The sequence below is a fragment of the Rhodococcus artemisiae genome, assembly GCF_036327795.1.
Taxonomy (GTDB): domain Bacteria; phylum Actinomycetota; class Actinomycetes; order Mycobacteriales; family Mycobacteriaceae; genus Rhodococcus; species Rhodococcus artemisiae.
Map to the genome: position 1 here is coordinate 1 of NZ_JAUTXY010000034.1, position 16,952 is coordinate 16,952.

Annotated in this window: 14 protein-coding genes and 2 pseudogenes; 10 read left to right on the forward strand and 6 right to left on the reverse strand. The window is 63.7% G+C overall.

What is annotated here, in order from left to right; translation table 11 throughout:
- Positions 1–139: 139 nt before the first annotated feature.
- The 4 genes and pseudogenes from Q7514_RS33290 to Q7514_RS33300 form a co-directional block, all read left to right on the forward strand.
- Positions 140–487: pseudogene (locus tag Q7514_RS33290) on the forward strand (hydantoinase/oxoprolinase N-terminal domain-containing protein); the annotation flags it as partial.
- A gap of 54 nt (positions 488–541) precedes the next feature.
- Entirely contained in the window at positions 542–1,990 is a 1,449-nt protein-coding gene (locus Q7514_RS33295; RefSeq protein WP_408016228.1) for a hydantoinase/oxoprolinase family protein, read from the forward strand.
- Between the two features lie 10 nt (positions 1,991–2,000).
- Positions 2,001–3,959: a hydantoinase B/oxoprolinase family protein gene (locus Q7514_RS32715; RefSeq protein ID WP_330137326.1), complete on the forward strand. Its 1,959-nt coding sequence runs from the start codon at positions 2,001–2,003 to the stop codon at positions 3,957–3,959.
- Between the two features lie 432 nt (positions 3,960–4,391).
- Positions 4,392–4,586 carry a hypothetical protein gene (locus tag Q7514_RS33300; protein WP_408016225.1) on the forward strand — a complete coding sequence of 65 codons (195 nt, stop codon included), beginning with the start codon at positions 4,392–4,394 and terminating at the stop codon, positions 4,584–4,586.
- Here Q7514_RS33300 and Q7514_RS33305 read toward each other — a convergent pair.
- Positions 4,567–4,767 carry a hypothetical protein gene (locus Q7514_RS33305; RefSeq protein WP_408016226.1) on the reverse strand — a complete coding sequence of 67 codons (201 nt, stop codon included), beginning with the start codon at positions 4,765–4,767 and terminating at the stop codon, positions 4,567–4,569. The genes Q7514_RS33300 and Q7514_RS33305 overlap by 20 nt on opposite strands.
- 30 nt (positions 4,768–4,797) lie before the next feature.
- On the opposite strand from Q7514_RS33305, the gene Q7514_RS33310 reads away from it, so the two are divergent.
- The 4 genes from Q7514_RS33310 to Q7514_RS32735 all read left to right on the forward strand — a co-directional run bounded on the left by Q7514_RS33310 (position 4,798) and on the right by Q7514_RS32735 (position 9,609).
- A complete protein-coding gene (locus Q7514_RS33310) occupies positions 4,798–6,150 on the forward strand; it encodes an integrase catalytic domain-containing protein (RefSeq protein ID WP_408016227.1) in 1,353 nt (450 codons plus the stop codon).
- Positions 6,089–6,814, forward strand: coding sequence for a hypothetical protein (locus tag Q7514_RS32725; protein WP_330137327.1), 726 nt, complete (start codon positions 6,089–6,091; stop codon positions 6,812–6,814). The genes Q7514_RS33310 and Q7514_RS32725 overlap by 62 nt, the downstream gene beginning before the upstream one ends.
- Positions 6,815–7,366: 552 nt before the next feature.
- Positions 7,367–8,533: a site-specific integrase gene (locus Q7514_RS32730; protein WP_330137328.1), complete on the forward strand. Its 1,167-nt coding sequence runs from the start codon at positions 7,367–7,369 to the stop codon at positions 8,531–8,533.
- 2 nt (positions 8,534–8,535) lie between these two features.
- Positions 8,536–9,609 (forward strand): hypothetical protein, encoded by a 1,074-nt coding sequence (locus tag Q7514_RS32735; RefSeq protein WP_317551170.1) that lies wholly within the window; start codon positions 8,536–8,538, stop codon positions 9,607–9,609.
- Positions 9,610–9,655: 46 nt separating this feature from the next.
- On the opposite strand, the gene Q7514_RS32740 is transcribed toward Q7514_RS32735, so the two are convergent.
- The 3 genes from Q7514_RS32740 to Q7514_RS32750 are packed head-to-tail and all read right to left on the reverse strand — an operon-like array spanning position 9,656 to position 13,525.
- A complete protein-coding gene (locus tag Q7514_RS32740; protein WP_330137329.1) occupies positions 9,656–11,797 on the reverse strand; it encodes an AAA family ATPase in 2,142 nt (713 codons plus the stop codon).
- Positions 11,784–12,347, reverse strand: a complete 564-nt coding sequence (locus Q7514_RS32745; protein ID WP_330137330.1) for a hypothetical protein — start codon at positions 12,345–12,347, stop codon at positions 11,784–11,786. Before Q7514_RS32745 ends, Q7514_RS32740 begins: the two co-directional genes overlap by 14 nt.
- Entirely contained in the window at positions 12,344–13,525 is a 1,182-nt protein-coding gene (locus Q7514_RS32750) for an SIR2 family protein (RefSeq protein WP_317551173.1), read from the reverse strand. The genes Q7514_RS32745 and Q7514_RS32750 overlap by 4 nt, the downstream gene beginning before the upstream one ends.
- Positions 13,526–14,107: 582 nt before the next feature.
- On the opposite strand from Q7514_RS32750, the gene Q7514_RS32755 reads away from it, so the two are divergent.
- Together Q7514_RS32755 and Q7514_RS32760 are read left to right on the forward strand one after the other, a co-directional pair.
- Positions 14,108–14,332 (forward strand): hypothetical protein, encoded by a 225-nt coding sequence (locus Q7514_RS32755; protein ID WP_330137331.1) that lies wholly within the window; start codon positions 14,108–14,110, stop codon positions 14,330–14,332.
- A gap of 408 nt (positions 14,333–14,740) precedes the next feature.
- The gene (locus Q7514_RS32760; RefSeq protein WP_317551175.1) at positions 14,741–15,961 is read left to right on the forward strand and encodes a hypothetical protein; all 1,221 of its coding nucleotides are present in this window, start codon (positions 14,741–14,743) and stop codon (positions 15,959–15,961) included.
- A gap of 97 nt (positions 15,962–16,058) precedes the next feature.
- On the opposite strand, the gene Q7514_RS32765 is transcribed toward Q7514_RS32760, so the two are convergent.
- Together Q7514_RS32765 and Q7514_RS32770 are read right to left on the reverse strand one after the other, a co-directional pair.
- On the reverse strand, positions 16,059–16,811 hold the full coding sequence (locus Q7514_RS32765; RefSeq protein WP_330137332.1) for a hypothetical protein: 753 nt from the start codon (positions 16,809–16,811) through the stop codon (positions 16,059–16,061).
- Positions 16,812–16,820: 9 nt separating this feature from the next.
- Positions 16,821–16,952: pseudogene (locus Q7514_RS32770) on the reverse strand (IS481 family transposase); the annotation flags it as partial.

The window sequence follows — 16,952 nt, forward strand, 5'->3', positions numbered from 1 at the left end:
GGTGGAGCACGGACGGGTTCTTTCGTTCGGCGGATGAGTTGGTGGTACTTCCCATCCTGCCGTCGGAGGACCCGTCCGCCTTCTTCAACCCCTCGAGCTGGTGTCTACAACGTCATGACCCGCAACAGCTAGCACCCACGGGCTCAACGCGGTAATCACGCGGCGTCTGCCCAAAATCGCCTTTCTCACAACATTCGGCCACCGCGACATCCTGGACATCGGTTCCGGCTTCCGGCCGCTGAATGCTTTGACCGACGCGAGTTGGCGTCGTGGCTTCGGCGACGCCAGTCGCCCGCTGGTGCCGCGATATCTACGCCGTGGCATCCACGAGCGGATCAAGGCCGACGGCAGCGTTCTGATTCCGCTCGACGAGGCGCAGGTGCGTGAGGAACTCGCGGTACTGCGCAAATGCGACATCCAAGGCGTCGCGATTTGCCTGATCAACGCCTACGTGAACGCGTCCCACGAACAGCGAATCCGAGAACTCGTCCGCGAAGAACTCGGAGATATCGCAGTCTCGATCTCCAGCGAAACGTCGCCGTTGGCGAAGGAGTGGGCGCGGGCATCCACGACCACCATCGACGTGCTGATGAAGCTGATCTACGGTGATTACTCCACAAAGCTGGCGAACGGCTTGACCGATCTCGGGTTCAGCGGTGAGTTCAACTACGCCAACTGCGCAGCTCAGTTGGTCAATGCCGACATCGCCATGGAGCAGCCGTTCGAAATCGTATTCGCCGGACCCGCGGCCGGTGCGGTCGCCAGCGCGCACTTCGGCACGTTGATCGACCGAGGCAACCTTCTGTGCGCCGATGTCGGTGGCACGTCGTGCGATATCTCGATGGTGTCCGACGGGGCACCGTATGTGAACACGACCTTCCTTCTCGAACACGACTTGGTGGTCAATGCACTATCTACCGAGGTCGATTCCATCGGCGCCGGCGGCGGCTCGCTCGTGACGATCAGCCCGACCGGTGATCTGCTCGTCGGTCCGGGATCAGCCGGCGCGAATCCCGGGCCCGCGTGCTACGGGCGTGGCGGGACACAGCCAGCAACCACGGACACGCTCGTCATGATGGGTGTCGTCGACCCGACGACATTTGCCGGCGGGCGGATGTCACTGGATCCCGAGAAGTCGAGGAAGGCATTCGAAGACCTCGACACGACGCTGTCGATGCACCAGCGGATCAACTACGCCTTCAACATTGGCGTCAACAATGTTGCCGAGGGAATCACAAACATTGCGATCAAGCACGGCATCGATCCGCGTGACTATAGCCTCGTCGCGTTCGGTGCTGCGGGTCCGATGCTGCTGCCGGCCTGTCTCGATCATGTACACGCCCGCGAGGTCATCGTTCCCCCCCATCCTGGACTGTTCTCGGCGCTCGGTCTGGTGAGCTCCGATCAGGTCTACGGGGACAGCCGCGGCTCGTACGTAATGCTTACTCCAGAAGCGGCAGCATCGATCGACAAGATCTACGCCGAGATGGAGGCGGGTCTGCGGGCGCGTTTCAGGGATTCCGCCGCACAGATCGAATTCGTCCGCTCGATGGACGCGCGGCTCGCCGGCCAAACCTGGGAAACACCGTTTGTGTCGGTACCAGCGGGCGAGATCACACCCGCGAAGGTCGATGAAATGGTCCAGAACTTCCATCACGTCTACCAGTCACGAGCCGGTAACCGCTTCGACGACTTGCCGGTTCAAGCGGTCACGTACCGTGTTGAGGCTGTCGTGAAAGTCGGCAAGGTGGATTACCCCCGACTCCAGCAAGGCAGTGGTTGTGTGCTCAAACCGGAGTCCACTTTCGACCTGCGCTATTTGAGCGAGGAACCCATCTCGGCGGGCCGCTACCAGCGTGAGACGTTCAAAGCCGGTGACCGCATCGAGGGTCCGGCAGTCATCCACGAAGCACTGTCAACCACATTCATGCTGCCCGGCCAGATCGCAACGGTCGGCGAGTACGGCGAGCTGCGGATCACAAGGACGTAAGGAGAAGCTGATGACTCACAACAGCGCTATCACCATCAAGGAACTGTCCGACGCAGAATTTGAGGCACGCTACGATTGCGACCGCTACACCGCAACAGTGCTGTCCAACCGGATGCGCTACATCGTCGAGCATATGTGCACGAACCTGCTGCACCATGCGTTTTCGCTCATTCTGCGAGACTGGTACGACTTCGCGGCAACGATATCGGGACCTCCGTCGATGAATTATCCGATGTCGACGGTGTCGAACTCACTGGTCATCTTTGCGGGATCGATGAGTTATGCGGTGCGCAACGCAGTCGAGGAGTACGGTCCGAACGATCTGCAGCCCGGTGACGTACTCATGGTGAATGACCCGTACCGGGCTGGCACCCACGTCAATGACGTCTGCTTCATTCGTCCTGTGTTCCACGACGGGGAGATCGTCACCTTCGTCGCGCTCCGCGCCCATCAGCTCGATATGGGTGGCCCGATTCCCGCGGGGTTCTCGGCCACGAAGAAAGATGTTTACGAGACAGGTCTCGTGATCCCACCGACACTCATGTACCGGAACGACAAACCGGTGAAGAGTGCATTCAATATGATCTTCGATAATGCTCGGTACTGCACGCTCCTGCTGCCAGATCTGAATACGATCCACGAGAACCTGCTGCTCGGGGAGCGTTTGATGCATGAGAGCATCGAGCGCTACGGGGTCGAGGCATGGCTCGGCGCGATCCAGTACAGTTGTGACGTCGCAGCGGAATCGATGTCAACGGCGATCGCGGCCCTGCCCGACGGCGTCTACGAGGGCAGCGACCTGGTGGATGCCGATGGCATCGACGATGAGTTCGAGTACGAGATCAAGGTGAAGGTCACCAAAGTCGGCGACCGTATCGAAGCTGACTTCTCCGGGACGTCGGAGCAGGCGCGAACCAGCATCAACGGCGGCGTTCTGGACACAGTAACTGCCGTAGGCGTTGCTCTGAAGTACCTCATCGACCCCTCGACACCCTTCAATTCCGGTATTTATCGAAGCATCGACGTAGTTCTGCCGGCTCGCACGATCTGCTCGGCTCAGCCTCCGGACGGAGCTGTGTTCCTCTACTGGGAGGCTGCACAACCGGCGCTGCTGTCCATTTTCCGCGCTCTCGAAGCTGCCGTGAAGGATAATGCAGTCGCCGGCGACTACGGTTCGCTGCTCATCCATACCGGTCACGGACTTCTACCCAACGGCACTCCCTGGGTCACGGCCGCGCAGTGCGGCGGTGAGCATGGTGCTTGGGGCGCGACCAAGGCAGGTGATGCCGACTCCTATAACTCCTTTTACATGGTGAACAGCTTGGATCCGGCGACCGAAGCGATCGAATCCGACTGCCCCATTGTGGTCTTGCGCAAGGAGTACGTGCCCGACACTGCCGGCGCCGGATACAACCGTGGTGGGGCTACCGTCCTACGCGACAGCATGTACCTTACGGAGGCGCATCATACGTCGAGCCCGGTGCACACCAAGCGGCCCAGTGGTCACGGCGCATGCGGCGGAAAGGCCGGACGCAACGGCGCCACCTGGCTGTTCCCCTCCGCGAACTTCGACGTCGCCGAGCGCCGGGATCTCATTCCCGTCGACGATCCCAATATCTACCGGGAATCGGTCCCTGTATCCGGCCTCATCGATCCCGAGAACAACGCGCTAAACGTCGATACGGGTGAATACGTGTGGTTCGGTGTCAACCCTATCTGGCACACGAAACCGAATGATGTCTTCCGTTACATGACTTCCGGAGGCGGCGGGTGGGGTGACCCATACAGCCGTGAACCGGAACGTGTATTGCGCGACGTGCGAGACGAGTACATGACGATCGCAGGCGCCGCTCGCGAATACGGAGTGATCGTCAAGGGCGATCCGAGGAAGGACCCGGAGGGCTTGGTAGTCGACGAGGAAGCCACGCGAGAGCGGCGAGAGGAGCTGCGTCGGGCCACGGACAACTGACCGCCCGGGGCAAACACCATTCCAGCCGTGGGCCTCGATCTCCTGAGTTCCTCCTGTCGGCCTGTGAGGTTACGGATTGGTGAATGACGGCCGCAGATCCCGTGCCCGGGCAGCGGCCGGTTGACCGAGGAAGTCGAGTGGCACCAGGGTTCACCACTCCTGAAACGCTCCCCGGAAGTCGGAGCCGAGTTTCTCGGCTCCCACTTCCGGGGAGGATAGTGCCCCGAGGAGTGGTGTAAACCGTTGTGCGCGTGACGCTGTGCAGCTTTGCTGATTATGCCGTAAGTGGCGCCGGTTCGTCCATCACCCGCGTTGACTCATCCAAAATGCGCGCGTAGAGGTAGTCGTTGCCTCAAATGAGAATGCGCGCGTACGGTGCGCCTGCCGTGTCCGGCCTGGGCCGGGCGGTAGGCCCGGACGATGGGGCTGTCGATGAGTGGGCGCAAGGCCGTGACCAAGACGATCGCAACGCGGTACGCCCGGGCCGACAAGGCCACCAAGGGTGTCATCCTCGACGAGTTGTGTGCCACGACCGGCTGGCACCGCAATCACGCCCGCAAGGTGTCATCCTCGACGAGTTGTGTGCCACGACCGGCTGGCACCGCAATCACGCCCGCAAGGCGTTGATGCAGGCGTTGCGGCCCACCGCGGTCAGGCGACGCACCCCGAGATCACCGAAGTACGGCTCCGACGTGATTGCGGCGCTGCGGTTCTGCTGGGCGGTGCTCGGTGCGCCGGCGGGCAAGCGCCTCGCGGCGGTGCTGCCGGACCTGGTGCCGATCCTGCGTCGGTTCGGCGAGTTGAGCATCGACGACGCCACCGCAGAGTTGTTGTGTCGATGTCGGCGGCGACCATCGACCACCGGCTGGCCGAGGACCGGCGCAGGCTCGATCCGAAGGGCAGAGCGCACACCAAGCCGGGGTCGGGCGCTCGAGTCACAGATCCCGATCCGCACGTGGGCGCAGTGGGACGACGCGGTGCCCGGGGAACGCGCAAGATCGATCTGGTCGGGCACGAGGGCGGCAACGCGGTCGGTGACCATGCCTACACGTTGACGGTCACTGACATCGCCACCGGCGCGGCGGTGAACCGGAGCGTGCCGAACAAGGCGCGCAAGTGGGTGCTCGCCGCCCTCGAGGAGATCGCCGGCATCCTGCCGTTCCCGATCCGCGGGGTCGACTCCGACAACGGCAGCGAGTTCATCAACCATCACCTGCTTGCCTGGTGCGCGCAGCGGCAGATCACCTTCACCCGGTCCCGGCCCGGCAACTCCAACGACGGCGCGCACGTCGAGCAGAAGAACTGGGCGATCGTACGGACCGTGGTCGGCTATCACCGCTACGACACATCGGCAGAGTTGTTGGTGCTCAACGATATTTGGGTTCTGCAATCGAGTCTGTCGAACTTCTTCTGCCCGCAGCAGAAGCTGATATCGAAGGTACGTGACGGGGCGAAGGTGACCAAGAAGTACGACACCGCGACCACTCCGCATCGTCGCGTCGAGCGGCACGATGCCGTCACCGCCGAGGACAAGGCGATCCTCGCCGACACCTACGTCACGCTCAACCCGGCAGCGATCCAGCGGCAGATTCAGGCCCTGACCGCCGAGCTGCTCACGCTCACCACCGCCAAGGCCGGCCCGGGGCGTACCCCCATCATCCGGCACCTGATCGTGCTGCGCGCCCACCGCCTGTCGGCCGCCCAGCACGCCCGTCTGCTCCGGCTACGCCATGACACCGGGCTGTACCTCATCCTGGTCTGGCACTCCCGCGACCCGCTCTCGCCACGCCTCGAGAGGTCGGTCGGGGTCCGCCACCACATCACCGACGACCTGGCCGCCGTCACCGTCCGCCTCGCTCGCCCGCGTCGCTACACCCGCACGCCGATGGACTCACCGGAACTGCCCACCGTGCCCGGCAGCGACCACGCCACCTTCCTGCTCGACCCTGCTCGACGCGGCCGCGGTACTTTCGCGTGTCAACTACGCGCGCGTCGCCGCCGTCTACCACCAGGCTGCCGAGACGGCCTGTCGACGGTTGACCGCCTGCGGCCGGGCTCCCGATCTGGCCCGGCGGATGCTCGCCTACCTGCCGGCGCCGCGGTCCCACCTGCGCACGCTCTACGGCACGATGCCCCACGATCGGGCCCTTCACTGGCATGCCACCGTCGGCCTCTTCCGATTCCTCGGTGACCTGGTCACCGTCAGTCCCGGCCGTACCCACACCGTCACCCGGCTCCGCGGTGCCCAAGTCGCGTTCGAGCGGCACGGTCTGCCGCTGGCGTTGCCGCCGCACCTGAACCACATGGTCGGGGTGGGGTTGACCACCACCCCGATCACCGAGCAGGTCATCGCCCGGATCCGGGGCCGCGTCGCCAACCCGGCGCACGCCGCCGCGCTGGCCACCTTGCTGTTCACCGGCGCCCCCTACCGGGAGCTGACGTTTCTGCCGCGGTGCGCCGTCACCGGGGACACGGTGATCTTTCCGAGCACTCATGGTGCCGCTCACCCGGCCGACCTGGGCGTATGGGTGATCCCACCACTGGCGAGACCGTTGCTGCACACCGCCGTCGTCTTCCAGGAAACACGCGCCGTACCCGCTGATCGGTTGTTCGCCGACGCGATCGGGAGGGCCGGCAGACTGCACCGCACCGCCCGCACGTGCGAGCTGAGGATCCCGGCCCTGCACCCCTGGCGCGACGGCTGGCTCCGCCGGACCGGCATGCTCAACTTTCCCGGGATGTTCCCCCGACGCCGCGTCCTGATCCCGCCCGTTCAGCCCCGGTCGGACCGGGCCCCTACCGACCTCGAGTGGAAGCCCCCCGCCACGGAGGGAAACCCCAGCTCACCGCACTGACATCCCGGCGGGACACTCTCCGCGGCCACTGACACTCTCGTGACGAGAGCCACTGACATGCACTGACGAATCCCCAGGTCGCACCACTGAAATTCTCGTGCAGAGTCTCAGGACAACCCGCGTGTCACTTGTCCTTTGCCATTCGATCTGAGGTACGAATGGGTCACTGACCAGCGGTGCCTCAACAATGTGGCAAAGCGGTGTCGCGGCGTTTCTGCCACATTGTTGAGGCAAAGGGACGTCGAGCATGCGGGGTTGTCGGCGAGAACGTGCAGGTAGAGCGAGTGCCTGCCTCAACTTGGTGGCAGAAACCCCGCACTTGCCTCAGGTGCTGTGGCAATGCCTCAGGTCCGATGGCACAGGACATCACTTCACAAAAACCAACAAATGGGATAAATGGGGCGTACCGCCGACCTGGGCCTATGTCACTCCTGGTTTGTGTGGTGTCGGGCATGAAAATTGCCATTTACGCAGCGATCTTTCCGAACCCCCAGCTGAGGGTGTTTTCGGTCGCCGGGACGGTGTCGGTGCCGTCCGGTACCGTTCCCGACCGTGGATCTCGAGACGAACGACGCAGGAGACGCCCTGCTCCCGGTGCCCGGGACCCCGGCGGGGCCCGCGGTGCCGGACCTCGCCCCGGCCACCGCAGAGCGGATCGCGGCGTCGGTGGCCGCGGCGCGGGCCGCCGGCACCCGCCGCACCTACGCCTCGGCGTGGCGGGCCTTCACCACCTGGTGCCAGCGGGAAGGCCACAGTGCGCTGCCGGCGCACCCGGTCACCGTCGCCGCCTACCTCATCGCCTGCGCCGACACCGTCACCGAAGCGGGACAGCGGGCCTACGCCCCGGCCACCCTCGCCCACCGCCTCGCCGCGATCGCCCACCACCACCGCCAGAGCGGACACCCGACTCCCACCGGCGACGACCTGGTGAAAGCGACCATGTCCGGCATCCGCCGCGGTTACGCCACCACGGGGGAGCGGCCCCGCAGCCCCCGCGCCCCGCTGCTCACCGCCGACATCCTCGCCATCGTCGACAAGGCCCGCGCCGACTGCCAGGGCTGGGCCGACGAGGTCGTCGAACGCCGCGACACCGCGCTCCTGCTGCTCGGCTTCGCCGGGGCGTTCCGCCGCAGCGAACTCGTCGCCCTCACCTGCGGCGACGTGTCCCTGCACCGGCTCGACGGCCTGCACATCAAGCTCCGGAAATCGAAGACGGATCAGGAGGGCCGCGGCACCGTCCGCGCCCTGCCCTTCACCCACAGTCACACCAGCTGCCCGCCGTGCGCGTGGCTGCGGTGGGCCCAGATCGTCGCCGCCCACGACACCGGCGGCCGGCCCGCCGTCATCCGTCTGTTGCGCAGCGCCGAGCCGTTCGCGGCGCACGTGTGCCGCAGCACCCGCCCCCGCACCACCTCCGGGGCGCCGTTGCTGCGCGCGATCCGCAAGAACGGCAACCTCTCCGAGACGGCACTCTCGGGGGCGGCGGTGCACCACGCGATTCGCCGCCGCGCCGCCCACGCCGGCTACGACCCCGAGATCGTTCAGCAGTTGGGTGGGCATTCGCTGCGGGCCGGGTTCGTCACCCAGGCCTTCCGCAACGGCGCCAGCGCGCACGCCATCATGCGCCAGACCGGACACACCACCCCCGCCATGCTCGAGGTCTACGCCCGCGAACACGCACCCCTCATCAACAACGCCGTGACGAACCTGGGATTGTAGGAATGGGCGCAGTCACGAAGCCACACAACGAATCCGGAGAACCAGGACCTGACCTGCAGGTCCCGGCGCGGTATCGGCACGACTGGGCGCTGTTCACCGACTGGTGCACCGCCACCGACCGGCTCCCGCTGCCCGCGAGCCCGGAGGCGCTCGCGCTGTTCCTGCACGAGCATCCGGGGGCGCCCGCCACGCAGCGGCGGCGGGTGTCGGCGATCAATACCGTGCACACCCGCCACGGCCACCCGGCGCCCGGTCGCAGCGAGACCGTCCGGCGCCGGCTGGATGCCGCCCGCGCCGTCCGGCTCGACCGGCTCGCCCCGCTCCTGCTGCGAAAGGCAGGGGAGCTGCCGACTACGGGCTGGCCGGGCGGGGTGTTCGGCCGCCGCGACGCCCTCCTGCTGGCCCTGGCGGCGACCGGGATGCCGTTCGCGCAACTGGCCCGGCTGCGCCGCGGTGATGTCACCGTCGACGCCGGCATCCTCGTCGCCACCACCGACGGCGGGGAACGGTTCCGTCTGGCACCGGAGTCCGCCGTGGATGAGAGTCCGGCGGTGGCGGTGTATGACAGGTGGGCGGAGATCCTGGCGTTCCTGGACGCGTACCCGAACACCGACCTACTCGCCCAGCACCTGACCGGCCCCGTCGAGATCGACCAGTTCGGCGCGCTCACCGACCGGCAGGCCCGCCAACCCCTGCTGTCCCCGATCGACCGCTGGGGACACCTACCGCTGATGCCGCAGCCGATGACCGCGCAGTCCATCGCCTCGCTCGTGCGAGACCATCTGGCCGGCCGGGTGCGGGCGCGTGCCCCGCTACCGCTGCGTAAGCAGGGAAAGCGGGACGCCGGCCCGCATGCCCGTACCGAGACCGAGGTCGACCTCGATCCGCACTACTACGAACGGGGAGTTTCAGCGCGCCGCGACGCTCGCGACAACCTGGAAGGTCTCTCCGACATCTTCGACGAGATCGAAGCCCGCGCCGATGCCTTGCTTGAGGAGCTGCTCACCGCGCTGGAAGGAGCCGTAACCCGCTCTCAAGTTGATCAAGGGCACTTAACGTCTGAAGACCCCCTGTGACAGACCCTCCGAGTGCCGGAATCTACAACGTCATGACCCGCAACAGTTAGCCGGCGAGGTGAACCAAGCGGATGGGGTCGTTCAGTAGTTGCTGCTCGACAAAGTGCTCGCTGATGGTGGGACCACTGCGGTCCCAGCCCGTGAACCGGATGATCTTCGTGTTCGAGTCTTCGGTACGGGGAGCCAACTTGCGTTCCAGCAAACTGGCAAATCGCCGCTCGTGCGTCGACACGATGAGCTGTCGATGGCGTCGCAGATGCCGGCACAAGTCAGCGAACCCGAGCACGTTCACGTCATCCATCGACTGCACCGGGTCGTCCAGTAGCAGGAACGGCAGCCCTCTTTCCTTAGCCGACAAACTCATCGCGATGAAGTATGACAGCGCGACGATGTTGGCCTGTGAAGTCGAGAAGATCAGGAGCGGATCTGCTGCGACTCCCTCGACTTGATCAATGACGAGCGGACTCGTCGTCCCCCGGCGGTAGTATGTGTCCAGTTCAAACTCGACCGTCTTGAACGCAGGGTGCGGATCAAGCCTCTGGAAGATGTTCGCCACCAATGGCTGGATCGACCGGAGCCGTGCTTCAGTTACCTCGACGCGAGCGTCAAGTGTCTGCGCGGACAGGGCTTGAAGCTTCTGCGATCGCGCTGACTCGGTCGCCAACTGCGCTTCGGCTACCGTGAGAGAGGCTTCCAAGCTTCGGATCTCTGCGGACGCACGGTCTACGGCACCCTGATCCGAATGCTGGTCGAATGTTTCTAGAAGTTCGTGCAGGGAACGTCGAGCTCGCCGGTAGTACTCCAGCACTGGGTCGGCGGAGTTGGCGAATGCATCTATGTCGTATCGGTCAAACTTCACAACTTGGATCGTTTCTGACAACGCTTCAACGGCAGTGCTCGCAGCAATGTCAGCACTACGGACATGCGCCCAACGCCTGACCTCCTGCTCCGCCGCGGCAAGGGCATCGCCAGCGCCTGCTGCGGTGGTTGCGGCGCGTTCGTAGGTTGCCGACAACTCAGTAAGCGCCTGTTGCAGTTCAAGGAGGGTTCCAGTCGCTTCTGCACGCTGACGCAGTTCCTGCTCTACGCGGGCACGGTCGATGCCCTGCCCGCATACTGGGCAGTGGTCGGATAACAGCGGCACCGCAAGTGCGGCTAGCCGGGCAACCTCGGCTGCTGTCCTCTGAGCGGCGTTTAGCTGCTCCTGCATTGCCGCGCGAGAGGAATTAACCGCGTCGCGCGCAGCCTCGGCTTGAATAAACTGTTGGCGAAGCGCGGTGACCTTCTCCTCGGTTGGCTCCTCGCCCAGTCCGGCTCGCAGTTGAGCCGCTTGTCTACTCAACGTTCGAGCGGTTTCGACGATGTCAGCCGCGTGCCCGAACGCAGCCGCGGTGAGGCTCACATCGTCGGGATTTTCGAGATTCACTGCACCACGGTTGAGATACACACCAGAGGGAGTGTTCATAAGGATCCGGAGTGTTTCCTCGCGCACTGCCGACACCTGCGGACGTGTTGCAAGACGCGTCTGGGCGGCTTCGAGTCTCGCGTGTGCTTGCTGCAACGCGTCAGCGAGTCGGCTCCGCTCTCCTCGGGCAGCTTTCTCGCGGTCCGATGCTTGTTTTGCGGCTGACTTTGCGGCGTCCTCGAAGTCTTCGAGCGCCTCAAGACCGAGGACGGTACTCAATTGGCGGTACCGGTCGGCTGGCTTGGCTTCGAGAACGCGCCGCATGACGTCTTGCTGCATAAGTCCCGATGTCGTCAATGCCGAATTGAGAGACAGTTCGGAACGCGGTAACAGGGCATGGCGAAGCTCCGCTTCGGCGTCGTCGCCGAAAAGGGTGGCTTCGCCGGGTCTGCGCAGTTCGAGCGAGCTTCCACCTTGATCACCGATACGTCGAACGGTTACCGGTCCTGAAGGCAGGCTCAGGTCGATTTCGACTGATGCTTTTCTTCCAATTCGGTACTGGTTAACGACATGTTCGACATTGCGGCGAGATCGGAGGTTTTCGAGCCGCTCAAGACTACCGAGCAACCCCCACTGCAGCGCGTCGAAGAAGCTGGTCTTACCCGTGCCGTTGGGGCCTGTCACTACCACGGCTGCTGCGGACAGGTCGAACTCGTGGGCGTCGCGGAATCCTCGGAACGCCTCAACCCGGAGGCGCTGGATAATTGGCTCAAAGGACATCATCGAGCATCGCTCCCTGCTTAAAAGCGCTGATAGCACGCTGCGCGAGCTCGTCATCGACGCCTCGTGAGGTCAGAGCGCGCAGCAATGATTCGAATGGATCAGTTTGTGAGGACGCCATTGATGATGAAGGCTCGAAGAACGGAGCGAGCGCGTGACTAACCGAGTCTGGTGTCGGGTCTACACCTGTATGCGCAATACGCCTCACCCTGGACGTGTCGTAGTTGATGGCATATAAGTCCCGCGTGATGGCGTCATTCTCTGCAGACTTTTCTTGCGTAAGCAGAACAAGGTAAGTGTCCCACTTCTTCGGACCGAGAACGACAGACGCGATGCGTTGCGCGAGTGTCTCGACAGCCATGGATTCGGCTTGTATCAGGTCGACGATGGTGTTCATAGCGGCAACAGCAACCACGAAGTAGTTATTCTCTGCCAAGACTAGGTCGACGGTTCCGGTCACGGTCTCAATGTTGAATCCCTGCTCGGTTAGGACCGCTCCAGCCACGCGGAGAAGCTCGCCGTCTGTTCGAGCGGACGGAGTTGAGTTGTTCATGAAGCTATCACCTCGTCGGCGTGCCGAATATTTGGTACCAGAGCAAGGGGTCCATCGAGGATGCTGGCGTCATCTACCTCGTCGATAATGCTCGGTGGTAGAGACTTGGGCATCGGGATCGGGCCTACACCGCCGGCAATAAGGAATAGCGGGCAGGGCTCCCCACGGCTGGCGTGACCGTGCAGTCTGTTCTCGGCCGCCTCGACGAGACGCCGCGTGGGAACTGTCTGTGTCGCTATCAGAATCTCGACCGGTCCATGGCTTGTGTCGAGGACCTGATTTTGCTTGAGCGCAGCAGAGTTACCGACTAGATGCCCCAACGCGATGAGAGCCTTGCCGAACTCCGAACTCTTCAACACGGACTCGCCCACACGCGGGTTGATATCGACTTTGCGAGACCACTGAAGAACGGACAGTGAGTCTGAATTGGATAGCCCCGCTATAGCGTCTTCCAGCTTGGCGGCCAACTCCGGGCCAGCGTTGAGGCAATGTTCAGCGAGTCGCGTGACAATATATGCTGCGCCTAGTTCCCCCATGAACTCGTCAGCGGTGACCGAGATCTTGTCCTCGTCTCGAAGTTCGGGCGCGACGACCTTCCATTGTGAGGCATCCCAACCGGTCTTGATGTCGGGAGAGACAACACGAATGTTCTCAACAGACCCGACTTCGGTGATGGCTTCGATAATGCGCTGCTTGACATACGGAGCGACGTCTCCGATGCCGATGAAGACAACCACGGCGCTGCCCAGCCGGGCGTGCGTCTGCTCCTGAACCCATTTCGGCGGATTCTTGAGGTGGGCGGTCGTGACGAGTAGAGACCCTGGTCTTGACGCGCAGCCATGCACCTTCAAAACCCACGGGGGAGTGACGTCTGCAAGATCAGACTCGTTCGTCACTGTCGGCAAATGCTCCTCGCCCGAGCCTCGTTCGATGCAGTTATCCCAGTTCGTTGTCAGTACGTCGATGGCACCTTCGAGCATGAGATGCGCTAACACTCTGTGTGCGTATCCAGGCGTCGCAGACTTAAAGTTCGCGGACTTCGCAGACGTCTGACGTAACGCATCTTCTCCACCCGACAGGTTTGCGACAGCATCCGCAACTCCGAGAAGGTCCCACTCCTCCAATGGAGCGAGGACAGGAAACGCCCCCTTGAGTTGGGCGTGGAGTGCCCTGGCCACGCCCGAGCCGTTTGGAAGACAGGTCGGAGGTGACACGCTGATGCCAGCACCGGCGTATAAGACGAGTTTCCCCGAGGACGCTGCGCGAGCTGCTAACGCGATTGCGTATGGCGGAATGTCTGCCTTGATCGGGGACGGGGAATGCGGCGGCACCTGCAAAATGCTACTGCTAGATCGCGAAGAACATTGCAAAGGGACCTACGAGGGGGGTGGGGCTAACCCAAGACCAGTATTGGATCGGTGACCGTGACCTGCTGACGGCCGCTCGTCAGGCGGTGGTCGCAGGAGTGCGGTTCGAGTCGGCATGCTGGGGCCGGCGGGGCGGTCTCCGGGTACCGGAGGTGCGGACCTGGGCCCACCGATTGGGTCTGGGAGCGTTTCGTCGCTGCACTGCGGCGCACGGATTCGGTAACGCGGCGTGGAATGCTCGCGCCCTCTCGGTCGGGGAGCTGCTTGACGAGTTCGTCGGGTAGCTCCCCGAGCCTCGCACTCCCGATCGGTGGATCGGTGATGCCGACCGTAAAGATCGTCGGCGGCGAGGCGGCACTGTTTCCTGGCTGCGGTGGACAACAATCAGTTCTCATGACGACGCGCACGATCACGGTCGAGCTCAAGTTTCCCGACACCGAGACAAACCTCGACGACAGGTACGCGGATGCGGCCAACGCGATTTGGGCGATACTCAAAGCCATGGCTGAGCCCGACCGCTTCGAGTTCCAAGTGCACCACGACGGCTCTCATTCGACGCTCGGTGACGAACTGAACGCCCGCTGGGCCGAGTACGGCCGGAACGCCCGCTGGGAGTAGGTTTTGCGTCCGGAGGCGCCCGTCGGCGAGCTGGAACAGCGTCGTTAGCTTGGTGCCCATGAGACGGTGACCAAGCCAGCCGCTGCCCTACCCGAGACGAAGGCAATTACTCCGTGCCACCGCGACGCAGTCGGATGCGTACTAGTAACCCTGCATATTCGAGGCGTGCATCTTCCCGCCCGACGGACCGCGTGCGCCCAGGTCGATTCGACCCGATAGGCCGCCCGGCGAAGTGTCCCGATCCCGGTTCCAGCTACTCTGCGCGGCTAAGCACCTTCGCGATGCGCTCGATCAGTGCTACCGCAAGCAGTAGCCTTCACGCTCACTCGGCGCGTGCTCCCCGAGGTGTACGCGGTCGTCTAGTCTCATCCTCGATGAGCTGGTGACCCTGCAGAGGAGAGACGCAAGGTGAAGGGGCAGGGGTATTCCCGTGTGGAGGAGGGCAGTGCACAGCTGCCCGAAGAGCGGCAGTTCAAGCGCGTCCTCATCGGAGTGTCCGTTGCCGTCGTCCTGTTCGCGCTCGCGTTCCTCGTGCTGACTTTGGTCAAGTCCTCACGAAGCCCGCAAGACATCACCTCGAACTGGTTCGTGGCTTGGGGCACTTGGGCGGGCGGACTGGGCACGGCAGCGGCCTTCTTGATCGCCGCATTCAGCATCTCGGTCGCCAGCGCGCACGCCCGGCTCGATCGCCGACAGGCGACGGAGATCCGCGAGGACAAGGACATGGCGCAGGCCCGGCTCTTGATCATCTACAAGGTTGAGGACGAGCACTCGATCCCGTCGTTGGCCACCTATCGGATCGAGAACCGAAGCAGAGACTTCTTCTTCGATGTCACCGTTCCGTACGTCGATTCGCCTTACGGCTCGGACGCAAGCATCGAGTGCAGGACCGCTGATCTGGTCGCTCAGGACAACCGGCTTGGCGAGTTCATCCCGACCGCTGAACAGCTCACCCCGTACCGCGACCACACCGACCATGAAGCGTGGTTCACTCTTGTCACCGTTCACACGAGTGACGCGAGGGGCATCAGGTTCGCCGTCGAATACACCGATGCCGGGGGGCGACGGTGGCGCCAGGAGCTCGGCGGTGAGATCACTCGAGTCCACACGCTCAAGGCCGTCCCTATTCGGCCGCCTGACCGATTCCAGCCTCCTCAGCAGATCAGGCGGTTATCAGACGTGGAACTCCGGCGTTTCGGTAGTGGGTTCAGCAAGGGTCTGGAGCCGCTGGAATCTGATGAAGAATTCCTGGAAGTCATCGAGGCGTCCAACGTCGAGTGTTGGAAGCGCATCGGGCGCATTGAGGACATCGTGGTGGAGGCCGACGATGCCGGTGATCGAACCGCGGGTCTGCACGTCTCGGTGACATTCAGCCCGAAGGCTCCGCCCTTGTGGGGTGACCATTTCCGCGGCAAGCTGGCTGAGTCTGGGTTGTGTTATGCCGGCGGAGACTCCCAATACACTCAGACCGATCGCTTCCGTTGCCCCCCGCAGGTCGACACGGCGGGACTAGGCTACCTCATCGATGCCGCGATCAAATACGCCAACGATCGCTTCGAGGAGAACGAACTTGCGGCGGCGCGCAGGGCGTTGGACGCGCGACGAAATCGTACCAGGCCATCTTCCTGAACGACCGCTGTACACCGCTATCAATACTGGTAACCCTACGTATTGGAACCCTCCGTATTGACCTGCACCGGGACTGCTGTGCCTGGGATGGGTTCCTTCAGGTGTGGGGGAACGGTGGCCGGTCGTCTGTCGGGGGCGCTTGGGCGTGCCATGTGCCAGGGGAGCCCGACGTCGACTCCGGGTGTTCGGTCTTCCAGCCGAGGGCGTGAGCACGGTCGAGGATCATGCGCTCGATCTGGGGCCGGTCGGTCGGCGCCGTGCACCATGTTTTGCTGAGCGCTTCGATGGTGCGAAGGACGGTGATGTCGCGGCCGCTGTGGGGTCGGTGGGGTGGGCCGGCGGGGACGTCGCTCCAGATGTGTCCGCCCACTGCGGGGTGGACGAAGCCGTCGCTGATGCGGGCCGCCATTATCTTGCTGTAGACGCGCAATCCGGCGGCTGACAGGCCGTCCCCGAGATCGGCGCCGAGGCTGTAGAAGAGGTGCGCTGCGAGCTGGTACTGATGTTCGGTGATGCGGCCCCGTCCTTCGACGAACGTATCGCCGAGCTGTGTTCGCCGGAACTGGGAAAGAACCTTTGCGACGGTAGCGGTGACGTGGGGTGGAATCAGCGGCGGTGGGCGTTGCAGGTCGCCGCCGACTGTTGACAGGTACATCGAGCAGGCGGTCGGAAATTGGGACCACGACCCCTCGCCGGTCGCGGGGGTGGTCGCGAGGAACAGGAAATTGTCGAAGAGGTCGCGGTGGAACGGCGCCAATCGACGTACACCGTCCGCTTCCAGGGGCGTGAGCCCTTCGCGGAGGAACTGCTCGAGCACTCGGCCTTGGACATCCAGCAGCAGCACGTGCATACCCGCGCACTAGGTGTATGAGGCCATGACGTTGGTGACACCGGTCCGGAGTTTGCTCGCGGGCGGCCGGTTACCGACGGCAGTATGCGGGCGATGATAGTTGTAGTGCACATTCCACACGTGTAGCGCCTGGGCGCGTTG